Origin of the sequence: Dissulfurirhabdus thermomarina (assembly GCF_012979235.1) — a bacterium.
Lineage (GTDB): Bacteria > Desulfobacterota > Dissulfuribacteria > Dissulfuribacterales > Dissulfurirhabdaceae > Dissulfurirhabdus > Dissulfurirhabdus thermomarina.
On record NZ_JAATWC010000007.1, the window covers coordinates 33,264 to 54,820 of the forward strand.

A 21,557-nucleotide genomic window follows, 5' to 3' on the forward strand; every position below is an offset into this window, starting at 1 on the left:
TTAGGCGTTTTCGAAGATGTTCTCGATGGTGTCGGAGAGCTGGGAGACCCGGAGGCGCACGAGGCCCAGGGAGACGTCTTCGCCGAAGATGGTGATCAGGATGAAGGCCTCGCCGATGCGGGCGAAGTGGATGCTGTCCCGCTTGCCCTTGTGGAAGAGCAGGGAGAAGTCTTCCTCGCCGATGAGCCGGGCGATCTGCGAAGTGGCCCCGAAGTTGGCGGCGGCCAGGGCGGCGAGCGAGGTGGTGTCGATCTTCTGGGTCTCTTCCCCGCACGAGGCGAGGACGTTGCCCGAGTCGTCGATGAGCAGGACGGTCTTCACCCCGGCCTTGATGAGGGCGTCGTCGATCTCTTGCCGGGCCTTGTCGAGGGTGGCGGCGGTCAGGACGAAATCTGCCATGGGGCTTGTTCCTCTCGTAGGAATGGGTTGCGTGCCCGGGATCCGAACACGGCCCTTAGTATGGCAACTCGGCTCGGAATTCCAAGTCTCTTATCGTCCGGAGGGGGCGGGAGGTTAAGCGGGTCTCGGAGACGCCGTCCGGGCGCGGGCGGCGGCGGCGTCCCGGGCTGCAGGCGGGCCTCAAGTCTTGTATTCAAGACGTCGATATAGCAAAAAGGCGAGGGGGGCCCGCGCGCCGCGCGGGGCCGGAAGGCTTCTCCGCCGGGGATTTCGGGAGGAGACGGCACATCCATGGCCATTTCGATCGCGCAACGCTTCGACGATCTCGAGGAACTGCCGACCATTCCGCAGATCCTCAACAGGGTGCTGCACGAGGTGGACAGTGCCACCTCCACCGCGGCCTCCCTGGAAAAGGTCATCCGGGACGACCCGATGCTCACGGCCAAGATCCTCCGCATGGCCAATTCGCCGTATTACGGCCTGGCGGGGGAGGTGAACAGCATCGCCCGGGCGGTGATGGTCCTGGGCTTCGAGGAGGTCCGGAACCTGGTGGTCGCCCTGGCCCTGGGCGGCGCCTTTTCCGGTGACCTCGGGATCCCCGGCGTGGACGCCGCCGACCTCTGGATGCACTCGGTGGGCACGGGCCGGGCGGCGAGCATGCTGGCAGAGCGGGTCGGCCTGGATGCGGACGAGCTCTTCACGGCAGGGCTCTTGCATGACATCGGGCGGCTGCTCATGTGCATGTACTTCAAGGACGAGATGAAAGAGATCATGGCGCTCCAGATCCAGCGCGGCGTCTCCCTGAACCAGGCCGAGGCGGAATTCGGCCTCTCCCACGGGGAGGTGGGGGCCTACCTCACCACGCGCTGGGGCTTCGGAGACTTTCTCTCCACGGTGGTCCGCTACCATCACAACCCCCAGGGGGCGGGTCCGCACGCGAAGGCGGCCTCCGCCGTGTTCCTGGCCGACGGGTTGTGCCGAAAGGTGGGGCTCGGCGCCTCCATCGGGGAAGACCCCGACCAGAAGTTGTTGGTCCCCAAGGCCCTGGGGATCGGGGGCGAGGACATCAAGAAGATCGCCCTCAGGCTCAAGAGTGAAAAGGCCCACCTCCTCGAGAGCTGGGGCCAGGTCATCGCAGCCTGAAGGCAGGGGGACACGTGGAGCAGGAGCGGAAGATCCGGGTGCTGGTGGTGGACGACACGGCCTTCATGCGAAAGGCCCTGGTGGAGATCCTCTCCCGGGACGAAGGCATCGAGGTGGTGGGGGTGGCCCGGCACGGCCAGGAGGCCCTGGAGGCCATCGAGCAGCTCCGGCCCGACGTCGTGACCATGGACGTGGACATGCCCGTCATGGACGGCCTCACCGCGGTGAAGCACATCATGGTGCGCCATCCCCTGCCGGTGGTCATGCTGAGCGGCCTCGGGGGGCACGGCGGCGTCACGCTGGAGGCCCTTCGGCTCGGGGCCGTGGACTTCTTCCCGAAGCCCTCCGGGACCATCTCCCTGGACATCCACGAGCAGGCCGACCAGCTGCTCCAGGTGGTCAAGCAGGCGGCCCGGGTCAACTCCGCCGCCATCCGCCGGGTCCGGCTCGCCGAGATTCGAGACTTCGAGGTGGACGGCCGGGGGGCCTCCGTCCCGGGGGCCGTGGTGATCGGCGCCCAGCAGGGATCGGCCGGGAGCCTCATCCGCATCCTCGATACCGTGACCCCCCGGTTCCCCATCGGCTTGTTGGTGGTCCAGGAGCTGTCCCCCCCGGTGCTCAAGTCCTACGCCGGCGAACTCCAGCGGGTCATCCCGTGGCGGCTCCGGGTGGGGGAAGAAGGGCCCGTGGAGAAGGGCGCCTGCTATGTCTCCAGTTACGACCGGCCCCTGGCCCTCGAGCCCGAGGGAGAGGCCCAGGCCGTCCGGGTGGTGACCCTCACGGACCAGGAAGGGGCGCTGGACGGGCTCTTTTCCCAGGCGGCGGGTATCTACAAGGACAAGTGCCTCGCCATCCTCCTCGGCGGCGCGGGCATGGACGGCGTGGAGGGGCTTCGGGCCGTTCACGAGGCCGGAGGACGCACCCTGGTCCTGAAGCCAGAGGAGTGCGTCCACGGCGAGGCCTCGGAGGCGGCCATCCGGCAAGGGGTCGTGGACGAGGCGGTGATGGAACACGAGCTTCCGGAGCGGATCGAGGCCTTCGGCCGGCAGCTCTGGCTCGAGATGGCCGCGCGGAAGCGGCGCAACCGGCCGAACGAGGCGGTACAGATCGACGAGTGAGGTGTTCTGATGTCCAAGAAGACGGGTAAGGCCGCTCAGGCATCCGGGGACAAGGTGAAGGTCCTCGTGGTGGACGATTCCCAGCTGATGTGCCGGATCCTGGAGAAGATCCTGTCCGGGGATCCCCGGTTCGAGGTGGTGGGGCAGGCCCTGAGCGGCAAGGAGGCACTCCGGATGCTCTCCGAGACCGACTGCGACGTCATCACCCTCGACGTCGAGATGCCCGAGATGAACGGTCTCACGGCGCTCAAGCACATCATGATCAAGCAGCCGAAGCCCACCCTCATGGTGAGCGCCTTCACCGCCGAGGGGGCCAAGGTGACCTTCGACGCCCTCCGGTACGGGGCCGTGGACTTCTTCCAGAAGCCCTCCCAGGAGGGCGGCGGCGACCTCGAGGCCCAGGCCGACGTGCTCCGTTCGCGCATCCTTCGGGCCTCCCGGGTCCAGGTGGGGGCGGCCCGCTACCTCCGGCTCCAGCGGGTGGCGGAGGTCGAGTGCGCCGAGGCCGAGGCCGAGGGGCTGGGCGGCGTCGCCGTCATGGCCACATCCACGGGGGGCTATGCCTCCCTGCTCTCGGTGCTGCCCCAGATGTGCCGGCCGCCGAAGGGGCCGCTCCTCATCTCCATGGGGACCCCGGCGGCCTTCCTCGGGGCCTTCGTGGACTACGTGAACCCCTTCGTGCCCTTCCCGGTGGAACGGGCGGGGCACGAGAGCCTCCTCAGGCCCGGGCATGCCTACGTGCTCGGCAGCGACGAGGCGCCGGCCATCGAGCAGCGGGGGGACGGCTACTACCTTCTCCTCGGCGAGCGTACCAAGGACATGGGCGACGAGGGCGGCGTGGACCTCCTCCTCTTTTCCGCCAGCGAGCACTTCGGGGACAAGGTCCTGGCCGTCTTCCTCTCGGGGGACGGAACGGAGGGGCTCAGCGGGGCCAAGGAGGTCAAGCGGACCGGCGGGCGCATCCAGGTCCAGCGCCCGGAGACGTGCCTTTGTCCCGAGCTGCCCCGGAAGGTCCTCGACGAGGTGGACGGGGAGACCCTCGCCACCGGCGAGATCGCCCACCGACTCGAGAACTGGTGCGGCCCGGAGGGGGGTGAATGAGCACGGCGCCGAACTGGGCCACCCTGGATCTCCTGCTCGAGGAGGAGCCCGTCCAGGGTTTCAGCGGCTGGCTCCAGGAGCTGTCGCTGGCGGACGTCGTGCAGCTGGCGTGCCTCGAGGGCGGCGAACGGGTGCTCATCGTCCGGCACGGGGACCAGGAGGGCGAGATCTACTTCGCCGGCGGCGAGATCGTCCACGCCGCCTATTCCGGCGGGACGGGCCAGGACGCCTTCTTCGACATCCTGAGCTGGCCGTCCGGCTCTTTCTGGTTCCGGCCGGGGGTGGCGCCCGAAAGGAGCATAGACGCCCCTTGGAACTTCATGCTCATCGAGGCGCTTCGGCTCGCGGACGAGCGGCGGCGCAAGGCCGCCATGGCGGGGGACGACCACCTCAAGGTCCTCGTCGTGGACGACTCCCCCCTGGTGTGCAAGGCCATGCGGAAGATCCTCGAGGAGGGACTCAACGTGGAGGTGGTGGCGGAGGCCAACAACGGCCGGGCCGCCCTCGAGATGATCGAGCAGCACCGGCCGGACCTCTTGACCCTCGACGTCAACATGCCGGTGATGGGGGGCGACGTGGCCCTCATGCACATCATGATCCGCTCCCCGGCACCGGTGGTCCTGGTGAGCGGCCTCGACGCCCGGGGGGCCGCCCGGGTCATGGAGTTTCTCCGGCTCGGGGCCGTGGACTTCGTCCCGAAGCCCGAGCAGGCCTCCGAGTGGCAGCGGGTGGCGGGCCGGCTCAACCGGAGCCTGAACTACGCCAAGCAGTTCTCCGTGCACTGCGTGCGGCGGGCCCGGAGCCCGAAGAAGGTCACCGAGAAGGCCCGGCCCGGGATGCCGGCCCGGCGCCTGGCCGTGGTCATCGGCGGCATCGGGGGGCTCCTCGAGGCGCAGAAGATCCTGCCGGCCCTCCCGGCGCTCCAGTCCACGTCGGTGCTGGTGGTCCAAGACATGATCGCCGACCTGGTGCCCCACATGTCGGCCTACATCGACAAGTTCAGCGCCCTGGCGGTCTCGCCCCTCCAGTCGGGGGCCCCGCTCCTGTCGTCCCAGTGTTGGCTGGCCAACTGGGACGCGGCCTGGGAGGTGGTGGCCGACGCCGACGGGGCGGCCATCCGGCGGGAGGAGGACGGCGGGGAAGGACTGGACGCCGGGCGGCTGCTGCGGTCGGCGGCGGAGGCCTTCGGCGCCAGCCTCCTCGTTGTGGTGCTCAGCGGCACCGACCTCGACCTCGAGGACGGCCTCCAGTCGGTGGTCAAGAAGGGGGGGCGGATCCTCCTCCAGGATCCCGCCGGCTGCCTCATGCCGGGGCCGGTGGAGAACCTGCGGGAGCTGGAGCTCGAGGACGGCGTCATCGAGCCGGAGAAGGTGCCCGAGACCCTGGCGGAGTGGGATCGCGGCGGCTGACGGGGGCGGGACGGACGGCGGGGCCGGAAGGGCCCACGCATCGAGACAGGGGGAGAAGGACGTGGCCCGGATACTCATCGTGGACGATTCCAGCTTCATGCGAAAGCGGATTGGACAGGCCGTGGAACGGGCGGGGCACGAGGTGGTGGGCCTGGCCCGGGACGGGCAGGAAGGCGTGGATCTCTACCGCCGCCTGAGGCCGGATTGCGTGGTGATGGACGTCACCATGCAAGGGATGGACGGGCTCAGTGCCGCCCGGATCATCCGCGAGGAGGACCGGGGTGCCCGGATCGTCTTCATGAGCCTCCTCAAGGACGACAACGTAGTGGGCGAGGCCCTGTCCCTCGGGGCGGAGGCCTTTCTGGGAAAGGACGAGTACGACCGGCTGCTGGAGATCCTCGGCGGTTCGGGATGACCCGCCCCCGGGCGGTCCGCGCGTTCCAGACGGGAAGGTGACGTCATGGTGACAGCCAAGCAAACCTCGACCCCGGCGATGGCAGGGATCCTGCCGCAGCTGGCCGCCGTCAAGGAGGCCTTTCGGGCGGTCAAGGCCCACCCCGGCGACCTGGGCGCCCAGCGGGCGTGCCTCGAGCCCCTGGCGGCCCTCAGGGAGGCGGCCGCCTCGGCGGGCGGCGGGCACGTGGAGATGCTGGCCCGGCACATGGAGGGGGTCTTGCGCCGGGCGGCCGAGGGGCGCTTGGCCCTGAAGGCCGAGGCCCTGGAGGCGGTGGAACTGGCCCTCTCCCGGATGGAGCGGCTCGTCGGCGGTGCCGCGGTGGCCGACGACGACGGCGAGCTGGCGGCCATCTACGCCGAGGAGATGCGGGAGCTCTGGGGCCGCCTCGACCAGGTCCTCGGGCGGGACCCGGTGGATGTCGAGGAAGTGGCACGCGTATTGAATGAAATGGAGCGGGCCAGCCGCTACGTCGGCCTCGATGCCGTGGTGGCGGAGATCGGCCGCGCGCGCGAGGTGCTCGGGAAGAAGGGCGCCAAGGCCCGGGCCGCCAAGTCCAAGGTCTGGCGGGAGCTGCGGCAGGGGCTCGCCGGCGTCCTCGACGCGGCCGCGGTGGCCGCCGGCCGGGACCGGGAGGAAGCATGAGCGAAGTCGACCAGGAAATGTTGCAGGATTTCGTCATCGAGGCGGAGGAGAACCTCGGCGAAATCGAGCCCAACCTGCTCCAGCTGGAACAAGATCCCGGCAACATGGACCTCCTGAACGCGTGTTTCCGGAACATGCACAGCGTCAAGGGGGCCGCCGGCTACATGGGCTTCCAGAAGATATCGACCCTGGCGCACCGTATGGAGAACCTCTTCGACCGGGTGCGGCAGGGCGAGATGAGTTTGGGCGAGCAGGCCATGGGGGCGGTCTTCCAGGGGGTGGACCGCCTCCGGAGCCTCGTCTCCGAGGTGGCCGAGCAGCAGCAGGAGACGGGGGAGATCGAGGACATGCTGGCCCTCCTGGACGCCGCCATGGAAGCGGCGGCGGCCCCGGCGCCGCCGGCGGGCGGCCCCGCGCCGGAGGCGGCCGGCGGGGCCGGCCCGGCCCCGGACTTCGAAGAAGAGGAAGGGGACGACCAGGAGCTCCTGGCCATCTACGCCGAGGAGATCCAGAGCCAGCTCAAGCGGTTCGACGGGGCCCTCGGCCAGGATCCCGTGGACGCCAAGCTGGCGGCCAGCGCCATCGAGGAGATGCAGCGGGCCACCCACTACGTCGGCCTCGAGGAGGTGCTGGAGGGGCTCGAGAAGGCGGCCGGCCGCGTGGCCGAGCTCGGCGAGGGCGGCGACGCCGCCGCCTGGGCGTCGGTCCGCGAGGAGGTCCAGGCGGCCCTGGCCCCGGTGGCCGAATTCCTCCAGGCGGCCGGGGCCCCCGAGGAGAAGCCGGAACTCCCGGTGGCCGAGGAGGACCGGGAGCTCTACGAGATCTTCCTCGAGTTCGTCAAGGAACTGGCCCCCCCGCTGGCCAACGTCCCCGACGAGCCCGACGAGGAATGGCTCACCACCTGCAAGGACGTGATCGGGCGGCTGCGCTCGTCCGCCCACTACATGGACTACCGGGAGGTCGTGGCCCTGCTGGACGAGTGGGAGGAAAGGATGGCCGAGGCCCTTTCCCGGGTCAGCGAGCACGCCCCCTTCGATGCAGGGTATCTCCGGGAGCTCTGGGCGCGGTTCGTCGATCTCCTGCCCGGTCTCGACATCGGCGTTGCGCCGGGGCCGGCCGCGGCCGCGCCGGCCCCGGAACCGGCCGAGGCCCCCGCCGCCGAAGAGAACCCGGCGGACGTCCTGGAGGCGGCCCTGGACCAGCTCTTCGAGCAGGAGGGCCTGCTCGGGAACGGGGAAGCGGCCGCGGCCGGCGGGGGCATGGAACTCGACCTCGGCGGGGCGCTGGAAGAGGGCGCGGGCGCCGGCGAGGCCCCGCCGCCTCCCCCGGGCCCGAAGCCCCCGGCGGCCGAGGGGGGCGCCCCGAAGCCGCCCCCGGCGGGTGCCGCCGGTCCGAAGCCCCCGCTGGGCGATCTGGGGGCCGGAGACGAGGTCAAGGTGGTGGCGGACACCGGGGCGGGCAGCGCCCTCGGCAAGGTGGTCACCCAGACGGTCCGCATCGACCTCGACAAGGTGGAGCAGCTGCTCAACGAGGTGGGGGGGCTCGTGGTTCTGCGTTCCAGCCTGAACCAGCTGGCCGACGAGATGAAGGGCCTCTATCACCAGTGGCTGGAGACCCGGAAGTGGCGGGCCGAGGAGCTTCGCCCCTACAAGGACATCATGTTCCGGGTGAGCGAGCAGACCGGTTCCCTCGACCGGGTGGTGCGCCAGGTGCAGGACAGCGTGATGCGGCTTCGGATGCTGCCGGTCAATCACCTCTTCAGCCGCTATCCGCGCCTGGTCAGGGACCTGGCCCGGAAGCTGGGCAAGAAGGTGGAACTCATCGTGGCGGGCGCCGAGACGGCCCTCGACAAGCAGGTCATCGAGCAGATGGCCGATCCTATGCTCCACATCATCCGCAACGCCCTGGACCACGGCATCGAGTCCCCCGAGGAGCGGAAGAAGGCCGGCAAGCCCGAGGTCGGGCGGTTGCGGCTCGCGGCCGCCCAGGAGGGCAACCACGTGGTGATCCGGGTGGCCGACGACGGCAAGGGCCTCAACCGCGACATCCTCCTGGAAAAGGCCGTGGCCAAGGGGCTCGTCCGGCAGGAGGAGGTCCAGGGCATGAGCGACGAGCAGGTGTGGGACATCATCTTCCTGCCGGGGTTCTCCACGGCGGCGGGGGTTTCCGAGACCTCCGGCCGCGGCGTGGGCATGGACGTGGTCCGGCGCAACGTGGAGAAGCTCGGCGGCACCATCCAGGTGAACTCCGTCCCCGGCTACGGCACCGAGTTCGAGCTGCGGATCCCCCTCACCTTGGCCATCATCCACGTGCTGCTCGTCCGGGTGGGCCACCAGAAGCTGGCGGTGCCGCTGGCCTCCGTCCAGGAGACCCTCCGCCTCAAGGCCACGGAGACCAGCACCCTGGAGGGGTTCGAGATCATGGCGCTGCGGCAGAAGACCCTGCCGCTCATCCGGCTGAACAAGGTCTTCCGCGGGACGGGCTCCGACCTCGACCCCGACCGGTTCTTCGTGGTGGTGGTGCGCCAGGGGGAGATCGAGGCGGCGCTGGCCGTGGACGGCCTCGTGGGCCAGCAGGAGGTGGTCATCAAGCCGCTTCCGGACTATCTCACCGACCAGCCGGGGTTCGCCGGGGCGACGCTGCTCGGCGACGGCTCCATCGCCTTGATCCTGGACATCCCGGTGGTGCTGGATCGGGCCAAGAGCTTCATCCACCGGCAACAGCAGATCCTCGAGCAGGCCGCCCTGGGGCTCGGGGAGGCCGGGAACCTCCTCCACTGAGCTGAACGCCCTCCGGTCTCCGCCGGGGGGCGTTCCTCCCTGTTCCCTCACCGGACGATCAGCACACTGCACGGCGCCAGCCGGGAGACCTGGTAGGAGACGCTGCCGAGGAGCACCTTGGCGATGCCGTGCCGCCCCCGGCACCCCATCACCACGAGGTCGTAGGCCTCCGAGCGGGTGGCGTCGAGGATCACGTCGGGGGGGTGACCGAAGGCGGTCCGGGCCCGGACCGCGATGCCCCGGGCCTCGGCCTCCCGGGCCACGGGGTCCATCTGGCGCCTGGCCTCGGTCACCAGGTGGGTGCTCATCTCGCCGCGAAGTTCTTCGTCCAGCTCGGGCAGGAGGAGGTCCGGGATGGCCGTGAGGAGGGTCACCTCGCCGCCGTCCGCGGCGAGGTCGAGGGCCTGGGCCGCGGCCTTGAGGGCGGCGGGCGAGCCGTCGAAGGGGACGAGGATCTTCATGGTACCTGGACCTCCAGGGCACGGGACGGCGCGGCGGCCCGGGGGGGGATTCCTCTGGACTTTTTAGGTTCCATATATAAATATAGTTGCAACTTTCGTGCGGCCCAATGCCGCCCTATTTTCCACAGTAAGGAAGTGGCCGTGCCATGACCATTCCCGAAGCCAAGAAACTCCTGCGCCGCCTGAAGGTGGGCGAAAAGCTGGGCCTGCCCTGCCGGGACGGGAGGACCTGTCGCGAGATCCTCGCCGTCATCAAGCGTAACGCTCGCTACCACCTCCTGGGCGTCAAGAACGAGCTGAACGGCCTCAAGATCTGGGTCAAGCGCAAGACCTGACGGCGCCGCCGGAGAGCCGGGGGCCGTCTCCCGCCGCCGGGTTTTTCCCGCGGCGCCGCGCGTTTCCCGCGTCGTCCCTTTCTCCTCCTTTCCCGAACGGCCGGTGGTGCGCCGCCCCGGCCGTTCCGTTTTCCGAGCCCTCGCACGGGTCCCCGGCTCCGGAGGCAGTCACTGAACCGTCATTCGGTGAGCGCCCGCCCTCCCCGTGGGGGAAGCCGCCGCCCAACCCCGCCGCCCTCTTTTCTTCCCGGCGCCCATCCCCGGCGCCGTTTTGGCCGCGAGCGCCGGCCGGAACGCGGGGAGATTTGCTCTTGACAAGCCGGTGACGCGGATATTATAAACGATTTCACCCCATGGAGTAGGGTGTGGTTTTGCCGAATGAGGATTCATTTTTCCTCGGGCGGCGGCCGCGCCCCGTTCGCGGGGTGACGCCGGGGCGCGAAAGGTCGCCGTCCTCGCGGACGGCGGGCGGGGTTTCGGAACTCAGCACAACCAACATTTCGCAAGGAGGAGTTCAATGGCAGACGTGAAGAAACACAATACCCCCATGGTCGACGAGCTCAAGGGCGGCTCCTGGCCCAGCTTCGTCGATGACATCGAGCAGAAGGGGCTGAAGGGCAAGCAGGAGTGCCTCGACCTTCTCGGCCAGCTGGAGCTGTCCTACGAGCACAAGGAGACCCACTGGAAGCACGGCGGCATCGTGGGCGTCTTCGGTTACGGCGGCGGCGTCATCGGCCGGTACTCCGATGTGCCGGAGAAGTTCCCCAGCATCGCCCACTTCCACACCATCCGCCTGAACCAGCCCTCCAGCAAGTTCTACAACTCCGACTTCCTCCGCAAGATGTGCGACATGTGGGACCACCGCGGCAGCGGCATGACCAACCTCCACGGTTCCACCGGCGACATCGTGCTGCTGGGCACCAAGACGGACGAGCTCGAGCCCATCTTCTACGACTGCACCCACCAGCTCGGGGCGGATCTCGGCGGTTCCGGCTCGAACCTGCGGACGCCTTCCTGCTGCGTGGGCAAGGCCCGCTGCGAGTACTCCTGCCTGGACACCCAGGACATCTGCAACGACCTCACCCAGACCTACCAGGACGAGCTGCACCGGCCGGCCTTCCCCTACAAGTTCAAGTTCAAGGTCTCCGGGTGCCCCAACGACTGCGTGGCGGCCATCGCCCGTTCCGACTGCGCCATAATCGGCACATGGAAGGATGACATCCGCATCGACCAGGCGGCCGTCCAGGCCTACATCGGCGGGGAGCTCAAGCCCAACGCCGGCGCCCACAGCGACCGCGACTGGGGTCCCTTCGACATCCAGAAGGAGGTCATCGACCTCTGCCCCACCAACTGCATGTGGATGGAGGGCAAGGAGCTCAAGATCGACAACCGCGAGTGCACCCGCTGCATGCACTGCATCAACGTCATGCCCGCGGCCCTGCGGCCGGGCGTCGAGACCGGCGCCACCATCCTCGTGGGCGCCAAGGCCCCGATCCTCGAGGGGGCCCAGCTGGCCACCCTGGCCATCCCCTTCATCCGGATGGAGTCCCCCTACGACGAGCTCAAGGACTTCGTCGAGAAGGTCTGGGACTGGTGGATGGAAGAGGGCAAGAACCGGGAGCGCTTCGGCGAGCTCATCCAGCGGCAGAGCATCCAGGAGTTCCTCCGCCGGACCGGCCTGAAGCCCATTCCGCAGATGGTCAAGGAGCCCCGCTCCAACCCCTACGTCTTCTGGAGCGCCGACGAGGTGGAAGGCGGCTGGGAGCGCGACGTGAAGGCCTTCCGCGCGCGGCACGCGGCATAACCGGGGTGGACAGCACATTCCAGGAGGAAGCGAAAAATGAGTGAAGAACGCATCATCACCGATCTGATAAAGAAGCCCTACGACCCGAACCTGGCCGAGCAGCTCTTCGACCCGGCCAAGCCCATGGCCAACCGGATCACCGACATCGGGCCCCCGCACTACGAGCAGTTCTTCCCGCCGGTCATCAAGAAGAACTACGGCAAGTGGAAGAGCCACGAGATCGTCCAGCCGGGCGTCATCAAGTACACCAGCGAGACGGGCGACGTCTGCTACGCGGTCCGCGTGGGCTCGGCCCGCCTCATCACCACGGACCTCATCCGCGAGATCGCCGAGATCGCCGACAAGTACTGTGAAGGCTACTGTCGCTGGACCACCCGGAACAACGTGGAGTTCCACGTGACCGACGAGGCCACCCTCCGGGCCCTCCTGGACGACCTGAAGGGCCGCAAGTTCCCCGGCGGCTCCTACAAGTTCCCCGTGGGCGGCACCGGCGCCTCGGTCACCAACATCGTCCACACCCAGGGCTGGGTCCACTGCCACACCCCGGCCATCGACGCCTCGGGCGTGGTGAAGGCCGTCATGGACGACCTCTTCGACTACTTCGGCAGCCACAAGCTGCCGGCCCAGGTGCGCATCGCCCTGGCCTGCTGCCTCAACATGTGCGGCGCGGTGCATTGCTCCGACATCGCCATCCTGGGCATCCACCGCAAGCCCCCCCTGGTCGAGGACGAGCGGATCACCGGTGTCTGCGAGATCCCGCTGGCGGTCGCGGCCTGTCCGCTGGGCGCCATCAAGCCCGCCACCGTGGAGGTGGGCGGCGAGCAGAAGAAGACGGTCCGCGTCAACCAGGACCGGTGCATGTTCTGCGGCAACTGCTACACCATGTGCCCGGCCATGCCCCTGGCCGACGGCGAGGGCGACGGGATCGCCATCCTGGTGGGCGGCAAGATCTCCAACCGCGTGAGCGCCCCCAAGTTCTCGAAGCTGGTCATCCCCTACATCCCCAACGAGCCGCCGCGGTGGCCCACGGCCGTGAAGACGGTCCGCCGGATCCTCGAGACCTACGCCGCCAATGCCGACAAGTACGAGCGGCTCGGCGAGTGGGCGGAGCGCATCGGCTGGGAGCGCTTCTTCGAGAAGTGCGACATCCCGTTCACCGAAAAGTCCATCGACGACTACCGCTTGGCCTACACCACGTATCACACCACCACGCAGTTCAAGTGGAGCGTCCACACCGACAACCTTTGAGCAGAGGGGGACGTCATGGCCGCAGACAAGGAAGAACTGAAGCAGAAGATCCTGGAATTCGCCACCAAGAAGGCCAAGCACAAGTCCAAGATGTACATCAAGGACTTGTACAAGGCCGACCCCGACGCCTCGCCGCGGGCGGTCAAGAACGCCGCCAACGAGCTGGTGCGGGAGGGGAAACTCGAGTTCTTCTCCTCCGGGAGCACCGTTATGTACGGGGTCCCCGGCTTCGGGAAGCCGCTCGAGGAGGGCGAGGGCGAATAGGCCCGGCCGGGATCGGCAACCCCAAAGATACAGGCGCCCCCTTCCAGCCGGGAGGGGGCGCCTTTTTGCGCGCGTTCGGCCCCGCGGCGCCGGCGGCGGGGGTTCAGGCCTCCCGAGGGCGGGGGGACGGGGCCTGGCGGCCGGGGAGGATGCCGGCCGCTTCGAGGAGCCGGTCCAGGGGCCGGCCGAGGACGAAGTCCAGCGCCTCGGCGGAGAGGCCGAGGCGCCGGGCGGCCCGTGCGCGGAAGCGCGCCTCGGTTTCCTGGGCCTGGGCGAGCCGCCCGGCGGCGCCGGGGGCGGCGGCCCAGGCGTAGAGGTGTTTCGGTGGGAAGGCCCGGTCGTGGGCCTCGACGAGCTCGAGGACGGCGGGTGCCTCCGCGAGGAGATCCCGGCGGGAGAGGAGGTCCTGGAGGAAGAGGCCGGCCGCCGCCGCGGGCCGGCGGCAGTCCAGTACCCGGCACTCCAGGGGCCGCCGGGCGTAGATGCGGCAGGAGCGGTGCCGGGGCGCATAGAACCTGCAGGCCCAGGTGCCGGGCGCCCGGCCCCGGACCTTGATCATCTCGGCGGGGAGGTGGAGCAGGCGCCCGTCCCGGGGGTCCCGGGCGATCTCCCCGGCCCGGAGGGTCACGAGGTCCTCGGGGCGCAGGTGGCCCCCGGTGACGAGGTCCCGGTCGGAAAGATGCAGCGTGGGGCCGCCGGCGGTGCAGCAGGCCCCGCATCGGCGGCACCCGGCCGGGGGGTCGGCGGGGCCGGGGTGCCGGCGCGTCAAGGTTGCGATCCGGGATCCGCGGCCCCGGAGCACAAGCGCTCCAGGCGGACGATGCCCTCGTCGAGGATGGCGGCCTGCTTCTTGGAACCCATCTCGCGGTAGATCCGGCTCGCCAGCCGATAGGCCTCGAGGGCCTTCTCCGGCTCGTCCTGGCGTTGGTAGACGTCGCCGATGCCGGTCAGGCAGAGCCCGGCCCGGCCCGCGTCGCCGGCGGACTCGGCGATCTCGAGCATGCGGAAGAGATAGGGGAGGGCCTTTTCCATCTGCTGTCGGTGGCGGTAGACGTCCACGATCTTCTCGGCGAGCAGATAGAAGCTCAGGGGATCGCCCTTTTTCTCGCACACGGCCAGGGCCCGCTGGTACAGGGGGAGGGCGCCGTTGAAGTCGCCGCGCTGGATGTGGAGGTCGCCGAGTTTTTCGCAGGCGTTGGCGGCCTCGGCGGCGCGGCCGAGGCGTTCGAAGACCTCGAGGGCCTGCCGGTACTTCTCCATGGCGTCGAGGGACCCCCCCTGGTTGCGCTCGATGTCGGCCTCCCGGTAGAGCCGGAGGGCCTCGGCGAGGGCCGCCTCGTCTTCGGGGCTCAAGGGGGCGGTTTCTTCCGGTTTCATGTGTGCCTCCGCGGTTTTTGCTGGATGCTGGATGCGCCGGAGTGCCGCCCGGGCCACCTCCCCGACACTCACCCGGCGGAGCCGGTGGCCGTCGAAGAGGGAGAAGGCGGCCTCGTCGCCGGCCAGGCGGCCCAGGGGGCCGCCGGCCTCCCGGGCCCGGAGCCGGCCGAGGGCCCAGGCGGCATGGCCCCGGATCTCCGGGGCCGGGTCGGCGAGCAGGTCGAGGATGGGGAAGTAGGGGTGCCGTTTGACGATGTCGGGGTGGACCTCCCCGATCCGGCCCACGGCCCAGAGAACGGCGGCCCGGGCGGGCGGGTCCCGGAGGAAGGCCAGGAGGTTCCGGACGAAGGACCCATAGGGATCCGGGGCATGCCGGATGATCTCGCCGGCGGCCTCCAGGGTGCCCCAGCCGGCGGCGGCGGAGTCGGCGGCGGCGTAGATGAGCTGGCGGAGGAGGTCCCCCACGGCGGAGGGGTGCCGGCGGGCGGCCGCCGCCGCGGCCCGCCCGAGGGCGATCACCGCGCCCCAGCGCCGCTCGGGGTCGGGGCTGTAGAGGAGCCGCTGGATGCGCCGGAGGACCAGGGGGTCCGCCTCGGCGGCCGCCTCGAGGGCCGGGTGGTCGCCGCGGGCCACCAGGCTTTCCACCTCTCGTTTCCCGAGGCGGCGGGCGGGTCGGGGCGGCGGCGGTGGGGGCTGGGCCCGGAGCCGCCGCCGGACCCCGTCCTGGGCGACCTCGGCGATGTCCGCCCGCAGCTTGAGGAAGAACAGGACCCCCCGGACGGTGCGCCCGTCCTCGCTGCGCCCGGCGGGATGCACGAGGTGCCCCCGGGGATCGTAGTGATCGACCTGGGCCTCGAGGTAGTCCGTCTCAGGGAGCAGGTTCCAGGCGAGGTCCCAGTCGTAGTCGCAGGCGAGGCCCAGGGCCTCCGAGTAGGCGGCGCCCAGGTTGCGGCCGGTGACGTCGCAGACGTAGACGGCGCCGCAGGCGCAGGCGCCGTAGGAGAAGTCGCCCAGATGCCGGGGTTCCATCTCCCGGGGCGGCGCAAAGGCGCCGCCGCAGAAGGGACACCGGGGTTCGTGGGAGGCGAGGCCGCGGCCCATGTCGGGGGTCCTGCCCGGGGCGGGAGTCACCCGGACAACTTCGCGAGGAAGTCCGGGTGGACGGGATAGCCGAGCTGCCGGGCCTTTTCGGCCGCCTCCCGGGCCCGGCCGGTGTCACCGGCGTAGTAGCAGGCGACGGCCAGGTTGTTGTGGGCCAGGCCGAAGGTGGGGGCGAGGGAGACGGCCTTCTCCGCCACGGCCACCGCCTGCTCGGTGCGGCCGAGTTCCACGAGGACCGTGGTGAGGTTCGTGAGGGCCGGTACCATCTCGGGCTTGATCTCGAGGGCCCGCTCGAAGTGCTCGGCGGCCTTCTCCCATTCCTGCATCTGGATGCAGGCGGAGCCGATGTTGGCGTGGGCCTCGGCGGAGTCGGGGCGAAGCTTCAGCGCCGCCTCGTTCTCCCGTATCCCCTCCTCGAAGCGGCCGAGCTGGAAGAGGACCGTTCCGAGGTTGATGCGCAGCTCGTAGCCGGCGGGGTCGATCTCGAGGCCCTTTCGGAAGGCGGCCAGGGCGTCCTCGAGCCGGCCCTCCTTCCAGTAGGCCAGCGCCAGCCGGTGGTGGGCGATGACGGAGTGGGGATTTTCCCGGGCTTCCTTCTCGAGGTCGGCGAGGGGGGTGGAGGCCCCGGTCGGGTTGTCCGTGCGCGGTGGCATGGTGATCTCCTTGCAGGAATTTTCCGGGAAAATACCACAGGTGGGGCGGCCCCGTCATCACCCGCGGCGGGACCCTGCCGGCGGGGTGCCGGGGCCGAACTCGTCCGCGCCGTCGCCGGGGTAGGCGAAGCAGTCGTCGGGTGGAGGCTTCCCCGGCTCGGGCCAATGGCCGGGAACGGGGTCGGGGCCCTCGAGGGCCACGGTCCCGGGCCTGCGGTCCTTCAGGGCCGGGGCACGGCGCAGGTCCACCTCGGGGACCTCCCAGGAGAACTCGATGGGGATCCCGTTGGGGTCGAAGGCGTAGATGGAGTGGAGGAAGCCGTGGTCGATGATCTCCGAGACCCAGAAGCCCGCGGCGTCGATTCGGGCCTTGAGCCGGCAGAGATCCTCGGCGGATTCCACGCCGAAGGAGACATGATCGAAGCCGAAGGGGCCCCGGACGGGATACCCGTGGTCCTTCTCGGGGAGGGGCTCCACGCCGTCCCACTCGAAGAAGGTCACCATGTCCCGGCCGGAGACGGCCAGGAAATACTGCCGCTGGCCGGGGCGGCCCATGCCGGCGATGAGGCGCATGCCCAACAGATCCCGCCAGAAGCGGATCGTGGCGTCCATGTCGCGGGTGGCCATGGCCACGTGGTTGATGCCGGTGTAGCGGACGGTGACGGGAGGGGTCGGCATGGTCGGTGTCCATCGAAAAATGGATTCGTCTTTAGCATTCTATACCACGCCGCGCCGACGGGACACCCGGGAGGCGGCCTTGACAGCCTGGCGGTTATTGTCTATAGACATCATTCACGGTGAATGGCGATTCAGGTTTTGGGCCGGTCGTGCCGCGGCTGGCCGCCTGGGCCCCGGCAGGGACCGGGCGGCGGCGGGCAAGGGAGGGAACACGGTGAGCCTCGTTCAGCTCTTGAGCCAGAAGAAGGCCGGGCTGCTCAGGGAGTGGGTCTCCAGGGTCCTGGAGACGTATCCCGACGAGGCCGCGCGGTTTCTCAAGGGCCAGAAGGATCCCTTCGCCAACCCGGTCCGCCACATCGTCGTGGAGTCGCTGGAAGGCCTCTACGACGGGCTGCTCGGCGAGCGCGGCGACGACGACGTCCGCACGGCCCTCGACCGCATCGTCCGCACCCGGGCGGTCCAGGATTTCACCCCGTCGCAGGCGACGGGGTTTGTCTTTCTCCTGAAGGCGGTGGTTCGCGAAGGTCTCTCGCGGGCGGAGTCCGAGGCCCTGGCGGGGGAACTCCGCGAGTTCGAAGACCGCCTGGACGGCCTGGCCCTCCTGGCCTTCGACATCTACATGTCCTGCCGCGAGCGCCTCTTCGAGCTGAAGGTGAAGGAGATCCGCAGCGGCACGGCGGCCTTGCTGGGGCGGGCCAAGTGCCCCTCGGCCGTGTTCAGGGAACGAGAGGGAGGGGAGAGCCCGCATTGAGGCCCGGCGGCCGCGCGGGTGAAGGCAAGTTAGCGGTTACCCTTTTGGACGAAGCGAGGTAAGGCAAATGACGGCATTGTATTCCCTTCTGGCAGTCCTGGTGCTCGCACTGGTCGCCTACCTGGGGGCAGAGGCCGGCCTGCACACCCTCTTCGGGGTGGTGATCCCCTACGCAGCCTTCCTGCTGTTCGTGGGCGGCTTCATCTGGCGGGTGGTTCGGTGGGGCAAGTCCCCGGTGCCCTTCCGGATCCCGACCACCTGCGGGCAGGAGAAGTCCCTGCCCTGGATCAAGCAGAACAAGTTCGACAACCCGAGCACTACGGGCGGGGTGATCGTCCGGATGCTCCTCGAGGCCTTCCTGTTCCGGTCCCTTTTCCGGAACACCAAGGCGCGGCTCCAGGACGGGAACCTGGTCTACCGCTGGACGCGGTGGCTGTGGCTCTTCGGCCTCATGTTCCACGTCTCCTTCCTGGTGATCTTCGTCCGCCACTTCCGGCTGCTCACCCAGCCGGTCCCGGGCTTCGTCCAGTTTCTCGACGCCCTGGACGGCATGTTCCAGATCGGGGCGCCCCAGCTCTACATCACCGACGTCCTCATCTTGACGGGGCTCACCTTCCTGCTTCTTCGCCGGTTCTTCATCCCGCAGGTCCGCTACATCTCCCTGGCCAACGACTACTTCCCCCTCTTCCTCCTGCTGGGGGTGGCTGTGACGGGCGTCCTCATGCGCTACTTCAGCCGGGTGGACGTGGTCGGCATCAAGGAGCTGGCGGTGGGGCTGGCGAGCCTCCATCCCACGGTGCCGCAGGGGCTCCAGTCCCTCTTCTTCGTGCATCTGTTCCTGGTGAGCGTGCTGGTGGCCTACTTCCCCTTCAGCAAGCTCATGCACATGGGCGGCGTCTTCCTGAGCCCCACCCGGAACCTCGCCAACAACAGCCGCATGAAGCGGCACATCAACCCGTGGAACTACCCGGTCAAGGTCCACAGCTACGAGGCCTACGAGGACGAGTTCCGTGAACTCATGAAGCAGGCCGGAATTCCGGTGGAGAAGGAATAAGCCATGGCCAAGACACCTACGCCGAAAGAGATTCTGAGGATCGACCACAGGCCGCCGAAGACGGGCTGGATGGACACCCCCGTCCGTTTCAAGCCCGGCACCTGGTGCTACCCGGGTTCGAAGGACGCGCTGGAGTACCTCGGCTACCCCAACATCCGGGACTGGATGCCCACGGACGAGGACTGGAAGCTCCCCGAGAACTGGAAGGAGATCATCCTCGAGGGGATGGCCGACCGGCTCGACAAGTACCGCTCCTTCAAGGTCTTCATGGACATCTGCGTGCGGTGCGGGGCCTGCGCCGACAAGTGCCACTTCTTCCTGGGTTCCGGAGACCCGAAGAACATGCCGGTGCTCCGGGCCGAGCTCTTGCGTTCCATCTACCGGCGGGAGTTCACCAAGGCCGGAAAGCTCCTCGGCCGGCTCGCGGGGGCGCGGGAGCTCACCACCGACGTCATCAAGGAGTGGTTCTACTACTTCTACCAGTGCACGGAGTGCCGCCGGTGCTCGGTGTTCTGCCCCTACGGCATCGACACCGCCGAGATCACCATGATGGCCCGGGAGCTCCTCCACCTCCTCGGCATCAACATCAACTGGATCATGACCCCGGTGGCCAACTGCACCCGCACCGGGAACCACATGGGGCTCCAGCCCCACACCTTCAAGGAGAACATCGAGTACCTCTGCGACGACATCGAGGAATACACGGGCATCCGCATCACGCCGAGCTTCAACCGGAAGGGTGCCGAGGTCCTCTTCGTGACGCCGTCGGCCGACGTCTTCGCCGAGCCCGGCATCTACACCTGCATGGGCTACCTCCTGCTCTTCGAGCACATCGGGCTCGACTACACCTGGAGCACCTACAACTCGGAGGGCGGCAACTTCGGGCTCTTCACCTCCCACGAGCAGATGAAGAAGCTCAACGCCAAGATCTACCTCGAGGCGAAGCGGCTCGGGGTCAAGTGGATCCTGGGCGGCGAGTGCGGCCACATGTGGCGGGTGATCCACCAGTACATGGACACCCTGAACGGCCCGGCGGACTTCCTCGAGGTGCCGGTCTCGCCCGTCACGGGGACCACCTTCGAGAACGCCGCCTCCACGAAGATGGTCCACATCAGCGAGTTCACCGCGGACCTCATCAAGCACGGAAAGCTCCGCCTCGATCCGAGCCGGAACGCCGGGATCGTGGCCACCTTCCACGACTCCTGCAATCCCTCCCGGGCCATGGGCCTCCTGGAAGAACCCCGCTACATCCTGAAGAACGTGGTGCCGGAATTCCACGAGATGCCGGAGAACACCATCCGGGAGCAGACCTTCTGCTGCGGCTCGGGCACCGGCCTCAACACCGACGAGTTCATGGAGATGCGGATGCGCGGCGGGCTCCCGCGTGCCAACGCGGTGAGGTACGTCCACGACAAGTACGGGGTGAACCGCCTCGCCTGTGTCTGTGCCATCGACCGGGCGACGCTGTCCACCCTCATGGATTACTGGGTCCCCGAGGTGACCGTCAGCGGCGTCTCCGAGCTCGTCGGCAACGCCCTGGTGATGGAAGGCGAAAAGAAACGGGAGACCAACCTGCGCGGCGAACCGCTCGCCGGGACGGAGGGCGAATCCGATGTATGATGCGGGCAAGATCCTGACTGGACTGGTGGTTTTCGTGGCCTTCGTGGGCTTCCCCATATGGTACAACCACGGCGTGGCCGCGCCGGCGCCCAAGCCGAAGCTCCCGGAGACGGAGAAGCAGTGTGTGGAATCCAAGGAGTTCATGCGGACCAGCCACATGCAGCTCCTCAACGAGTGGCGGGACACGGTGGTCCGCGAGGGCAACCGCGTCTACGTGGGCACCAGGGGGAAGAAGTACAACATGAGCCTCCAGAACACCTGCATGAAGTGCCACGCCAAGAAGTCGGAGTTCTGCGACAAGTGTCACCAGTACGCCACGGTCAAGCCGTACTGCTGGGACTGTCACTTCGTACCGAAGGAGAAACTGTGATGGGCCTCAACAGGAGAGAATTTCTCAAGATAGCTGGTGTGTCCACCATGCTGGGCCTTGGAGGCATGGGCAGCATCGAGCTGCTGGCTCCCGGTTCTCTCGAGGCATCCGGCGAGTTCCCGGCCAAGGGGGCGGCGTCGGGCATCCGCTACGGCATGGTGGTGGACATGCGGCGGTGTGCCAAGGAAGAGGGCTGCAAGAAGTGCATCACGGCCTGCCACACCACCCATAACGTCCCCGACCACGGCAACCGCAAGGACGAGGTGAAGTGGATCTGGAAGGAGCCCTTCGAGGCGGCCTTCCCCGGGCAGCACCACGAGTACCCGGACGTGTCCAAGGAGCACCCGTTCATCGTCCTCTGCAACCACTGCGAACATCCCCCGTGCGTCCGGGTCTGCCCCACCAAGGCCACCTTCAAGCGGCCCGACGGCATCGTCATGATGGACATGCACCGGTGTATCGGCTGCCGCTTCTGCATGGCCGCCTGCCCGTTTGGGGCTCGGAGCTTCAACTGGAAGGATCCGCGGCTCGGGCTCGACATGAACAAGGTCAACCCGGCCTACCCCACACGGACCCGGGGCGTGGTGGAGAAGTGCACCTTCTGCACCGAGCGGCTGGCGCAGAACAAGCTGCCCGCCTGCGTGGAGGCCTGCCCGGAGAAGGCGCTCGTCTTCGGCAACCTCCACGACCCCAACTCCGAGATCCGCAGGGCGTTACGCGAGAACCACACCATCCGGCGCAAGCCCGAGCTCGGGACCCGGCCGTCGGTCTTCTACATCGTGTGAGAGGGAG

General features: G+C 68.6%; 22 protein-coding genes. 16 read left to right on the plus strand and 6 right to left on the minus strand.

Going from position 1 to position 21,557, the window contains the following annotated elements:
* A complete protein-coding gene (locus tag HCU62_RS08505) occupies positions 1 to 399 on the minus strand; it encodes a roadblock/LC7 domain-containing protein (protein ID WP_163297941.1) in 399 nt (132 codons plus the stop codon).
* A 291-nt stretch (positions 400 to 690) separates the two neighbouring features.
* On the opposite strand from HCU62_RS08505, the gene HCU62_RS08510 reads away from it, so the two are divergent.
* From HCU62_RS08510 to HCU62_RS08540, 7 genes are all read left to right on the plus strand, one after another.
* Positions 691 to 1,542: an HDOD domain-containing protein gene (locus HCU62_RS08510; RefSeq protein WP_163297940.1), complete on the plus strand. Its 852-nt coding sequence runs from the start codon at positions 691 to 693 to the stop codon at positions 1,540 to 1,542.
* A gap of 14 nt (positions 1,543 to 1,556) precedes the next feature.
* Positions 1,557 to 2,660 carry a chemotaxis protein CheB gene (locus tag HCU62_RS08515; protein ID WP_163297939.1) on the plus strand — a complete coding sequence of 368 codons (1,104 nt, stop codon included), beginning with the start codon at positions 1,557 to 1,559 and terminating at the stop codon, positions 2,658 to 2,660.
* Positions 2,661 to 2,669: 9 nt separating this feature from the next.
* A complete protein-coding gene (locus HCU62_RS08520) occupies positions 2,670 to 3,761 on the plus strand; it encodes a chemotaxis protein CheB (protein WP_163297938.1) in 1,092 nt (363 codons plus the stop codon).
* Positions 3,758 to 5,170: a response regulator gene (locus HCU62_RS08525; RefSeq protein ID WP_163297937.1), complete on the plus strand. Its 1,413-nt coding sequence runs from the start codon at positions 3,758 to 3,760 to the stop codon at positions 5,168 to 5,170. Before HCU62_RS08520 ends, HCU62_RS08525 begins: the two co-directional genes overlap by 4 nt.
* Positions 5,171 to 5,231: 61 nt before the next feature.
* Positions 5,232 to 5,585, plus strand: coding sequence for a response regulator (locus HCU62_RS08530; protein ID WP_163297936.1), 354 nt, complete (start codon positions 5,232 to 5,234; stop codon positions 5,583 to 5,585).
* A 78-nt stretch (positions 5,586 to 5,663) separates the two neighbouring features.
* A complete protein-coding gene (locus tag HCU62_RS08535) occupies positions 5,664 to 6,269 on the plus strand; it encodes a hypothetical protein (RefSeq protein ID WP_169755567.1) in 606 nt (201 codons plus the stop codon).
* A complete protein-coding gene (locus HCU62_RS08540; protein ID WP_163297934.1) occupies positions 6,266 to 9,049 on the plus strand; it encodes a chemotaxis protein CheA in 2,784 nt (927 codons plus the stop codon). Before HCU62_RS08535 ends, HCU62_RS08540 begins: the two co-directional genes overlap by 4 nt.
* A 47-nt stretch (positions 9,050 to 9,096) precedes the next feature.
* On the opposite strand, the gene HCU62_RS08545 is transcribed toward HCU62_RS08540, so the two are convergent.
* On the minus strand, positions 9,097 to 9,510 hold the full coding sequence (locus HCU62_RS08545) for a universal stress protein (RefSeq protein WP_163297933.1): 414 nt from the start codon (positions 9,508 to 9,510) through the stop codon (positions 9,097 to 9,099).
* A 146-nt stretch (positions 9,511 to 9,656) separates the two neighbouring features.
* Between HCU62_RS08545 and HCU62_RS08550 the strand changes: the two genes are divergently transcribed.
* The 4 genes from HCU62_RS08550 to HCU62_RS08565 all read left to right on the plus strand — a co-directional run bounded on the left by HCU62_RS08550 (position 9,657) and on the right by HCU62_RS08565 (position 13,161).
* Complete coding sequence (locus tag HCU62_RS08550; protein ID WP_163297932.1) at positions 9,657 to 9,845, plus strand: hypothetical protein; 189 nt, start codon at positions 9,657 to 9,659, stop codon at positions 9,843 to 9,845.
* A 517-nt stretch (positions 9,846 to 10,362) separates the two neighbouring features.
* Positions 10,363 to 11,649 carry a dissimilatory-type sulfite reductase subunit alpha gene (gene dsrA / locus HCU62_RS08555; protein ID WP_163297931.1) on the plus strand — a complete coding sequence of 429 codons (1,287 nt, stop codon included), beginning with the start codon at positions 10,363 to 10,365 and terminating at the stop codon, positions 11,647 to 11,649.
* 123 nt (positions 11,650 to 11,772) lie between these two features.
* A complete protein-coding gene (dsrB, locus tag HCU62_RS08560; protein ID WP_246325408.1) occupies positions 11,773 to 12,897 on the plus strand; it encodes a dissimilatory-type sulfite reductase subunit beta in 1,125 nt (374 codons plus the stop codon).
* Positions 12,898 to 12,912: 15 nt separating this feature from the next.
* Complete coding sequence (locus tag HCU62_RS08565; protein WP_163297929.1) at positions 12,913 to 13,161, plus strand: dissimilatory sulfite reductase D family protein; 249 nt, start codon at positions 12,913 to 12,915, stop codon at positions 13,159 to 13,161.
* A 103-nt stretch (positions 13,162 to 13,264) separates the two neighbouring features.
* Here the strand turns inward: HCU62_RS08565 and HCU62_RS08570 are convergent, their stop codons facing one another.
* Genes HCU62_RS08570 through HCU62_RS08585 form a run of 4 tightly spaced genes read right to left on the minus strand, consistent with a single transcriptional unit; the run spans position 13,265 to position 16,970 of the window.
* Positions 13,265 to 13,930 (minus strand): YkgJ family cysteine cluster protein, encoded by a 666-nt coding sequence (locus HCU62_RS08570; protein WP_169755568.1) that lies wholly within the window; start codon positions 13,928 to 13,930, stop codon positions 13,265 to 13,267.
* On the minus strand, positions 13,927 to 15,639 hold the full coding sequence (locus tag HCU62_RS08575; protein ID WP_169755569.1) for a DVU0298 family protein: 1,713 nt from the start codon (positions 15,637 to 15,639) through the stop codon (positions 13,927 to 13,929). Before HCU62_RS08575 ends, HCU62_RS08570 begins: the two co-directional genes overlap by 4 nt.
* A gap of 26 nt (positions 15,640 to 15,665) precedes the next feature.
* A complete protein-coding gene (locus HCU62_RS08580; RefSeq protein WP_163299259.1) occupies positions 15,666 to 16,292 on the minus strand; it encodes a tetratricopeptide repeat protein in 627 nt (208 codons plus the stop codon).
* A 57-nt stretch (positions 16,293 to 16,349) separates the two neighbouring features.
* A complete protein-coding gene (locus HCU62_RS08585) occupies positions 16,350 to 16,970 on the minus strand; it encodes a VOC family protein (RefSeq protein WP_163299258.1) in 621 nt (206 codons plus the stop codon).
* Between the two features lie 214 nt (positions 16,971 to 17,184).
* Between HCU62_RS08585 and HCU62_RS08590 the strand changes: the two genes are divergently transcribed.
* The 5 genes from HCU62_RS08590 (at position 17,185) to dsrO (ending at position 21,550) form a co-directional block, all read left to right on the plus strand.
* Positions 17,185 to 17,721 carry an RsbRD N-terminal domain-containing protein gene (locus tag HCU62_RS08590; RefSeq protein ID WP_309474829.1) on the plus strand — a complete coding sequence of 179 codons (537 nt, stop codon included), beginning with the start codon at positions 17,185 to 17,187 and terminating at the stop codon, positions 17,719 to 17,721.
* A gap of 67 nt (positions 17,722 to 17,788) precedes the next feature.
* Positions 17,789 to 18,775 carry a sulfate reduction electron transfer complex DsrMKJOP subunit DsrM gene (gene dsrM, locus HCU62_RS08595; protein WP_163299256.1) on the plus strand — a complete coding sequence of 329 codons (987 nt, stop codon included), beginning with the start codon at positions 17,789 to 17,791 and terminating at the stop codon, positions 18,773 to 18,775.
* Positions 18,776 to 18,778: 3 nt separating this feature from the next.
* On the plus strand, positions 18,779 to 20,395 hold the full coding sequence (gene dsrK / locus HCU62_RS08600) for a sulfate reduction electron transfer complex DsrMKJOP subunit DsrK (RefSeq protein WP_163299255.1): 1,617 nt from the start codon (positions 18,779 to 18,781) through the stop codon (positions 20,393 to 20,395).
* On the plus strand, positions 20,388 to 20,765 hold the full coding sequence (gene dsrJ / locus HCU62_RS08605; RefSeq protein WP_163299254.1) for a sulfate reduction electron transfer complex DsrMKJOP subunit DsrJ: 378 nt from the start codon (positions 20,388 to 20,390) through the stop codon (positions 20,763 to 20,765). Before dsrK ends, dsrJ begins: the two co-directional genes overlap by 8 nt.
* Positions 20,765 to 21,550, plus strand: coding sequence for a sulfate reduction electron transfer complex DsrMKJOP subunit DsrO (dsrO, locus tag HCU62_RS08610; RefSeq protein WP_163299253.1), 786 nt, complete (start codon positions 20,765 to 20,767; stop codon positions 21,548 to 21,550). The genes dsrJ and dsrO overlap by 1 nt, the downstream gene beginning before the upstream one ends.
* Positions 21,551 to 21,557: the final 7 nt, after the last annotated feature.

Bases quoted from the DNA above. Each gene is read 5' to 3' on its own strand.
- HCU62_RS08505 (WP_163297941.1), bottom strand. From the start codon at position 399: ATGGCAGATTTCGTCCTGACCGCCGCCACCCTCGACAAGGCCCGGCAA.
- HCU62_RS08510 (WP_163297940.1), top strand. From the start codon at position 691: ATGGCCATTTCGATCGCGCAACGCTTCGACGATCTCGAGGAACTGCCG.
- HCU62_RS08520 (WP_163297938.1), top strand. From the start codon at position 2,670: ATGTCCAAGAAGACGGGTAAGGCCGCTCAGGCATCCGGGGACAAGGTG.
- HCU62_RS08525 (WP_163297937.1), top strand. From the start codon at position 3,758: ATGAGCACGGCGCCGAACTGGGCCACCCTGGATCTCCTGCTCGAGGAG.
- HCU62_RS08535 (WP_169755567.1), top strand. From the start codon at position 5,664: ATGGCAGGGATCCTGCCGCAGCTGGCCGCCGTCAAGGAGGCCTTTCGG.
- HCU62_RS08540 (WP_163297934.1), top strand. From the start codon at position 6,266: ATGAGCGAAGTCGACCAGGAAATGTTGCAGGATTTCGTCATCGAGGCG.
- HCU62_RS08545 (WP_163297933.1), bottom strand. From the start codon at position 9,510: ATGAAGATCCTCGTCCCCTTCGACGGCTCGCCCGCCGCCCTCAAGGCC.
- HCU62_RS08550 (WP_163297932.1), top strand. From the start codon at position 9,657: ATGACCATTCCCGAAGCCAAGAAACTCCTGCGCCGCCTGAAGGTGGGC.
- dsrA (WP_163297931.1), top strand. From the start codon at position 10,363: ATGGCAGACGTGAAGAAACACAATACCCCCATGGTCGACGAGCTCAAG.
- dsrB (WP_246325408.1), top strand. From the start codon at position 11,773: ATGGCCAACCGGATCACCGACATCGGGCCCCCGCACTACGAGCAGTTC.
- HCU62_RS08565 (WP_163297929.1), top strand. From the start codon at position 12,913: ATGGCCGCAGACAAGGAAGAACTGAAGCAGAAGATCCTGGAATTCGCC.
- HCU62_RS08575 (WP_169755569.1), bottom strand. From the start codon at position 15,639: ATGGGCCGCGGCCTCGCCTCCCACGAACCCCGGTGTCCCTTCTGCGGC.
- HCU62_RS08580 (WP_163299259.1), bottom strand. From the start codon at position 16,292: ATGCCACCGCGCACGGACAACCCGACCGGGGCCTCCACCCCCCTCGCC.
- HCU62_RS08585 (WP_163299258.1), bottom strand. From the start codon at position 16,970: ATGCCGACCCCTCCCGTCACCGTCCGCTACACCGGCATCAACCACGTG.
- dsrM (WP_163299256.1), top strand. From the start codon at position 17,789: ATGACGGCATTGTATTCCCTTCTGGCAGTCCTGGTGCTCGCACTGGTC.
- dsrK (WP_163299255.1), top strand. From the start codon at position 18,779: ATGGCCAAGACACCTACGCCGAAAGAGATTCTGAGGATCGACCACAGG.
- dsrJ (WP_163299254.1), top strand. From the start codon at position 20,388: ATGTATGATGCGGGCAAGATCCTGACTGGACTGGTGGTTTTCGTGGCC.
- dsrO (WP_163299253.1), top strand. From the start codon at position 20,765: ATGGGCCTCAACAGGAGAGAATTTCTCAAGATAGCTGGTGTGTCCACC.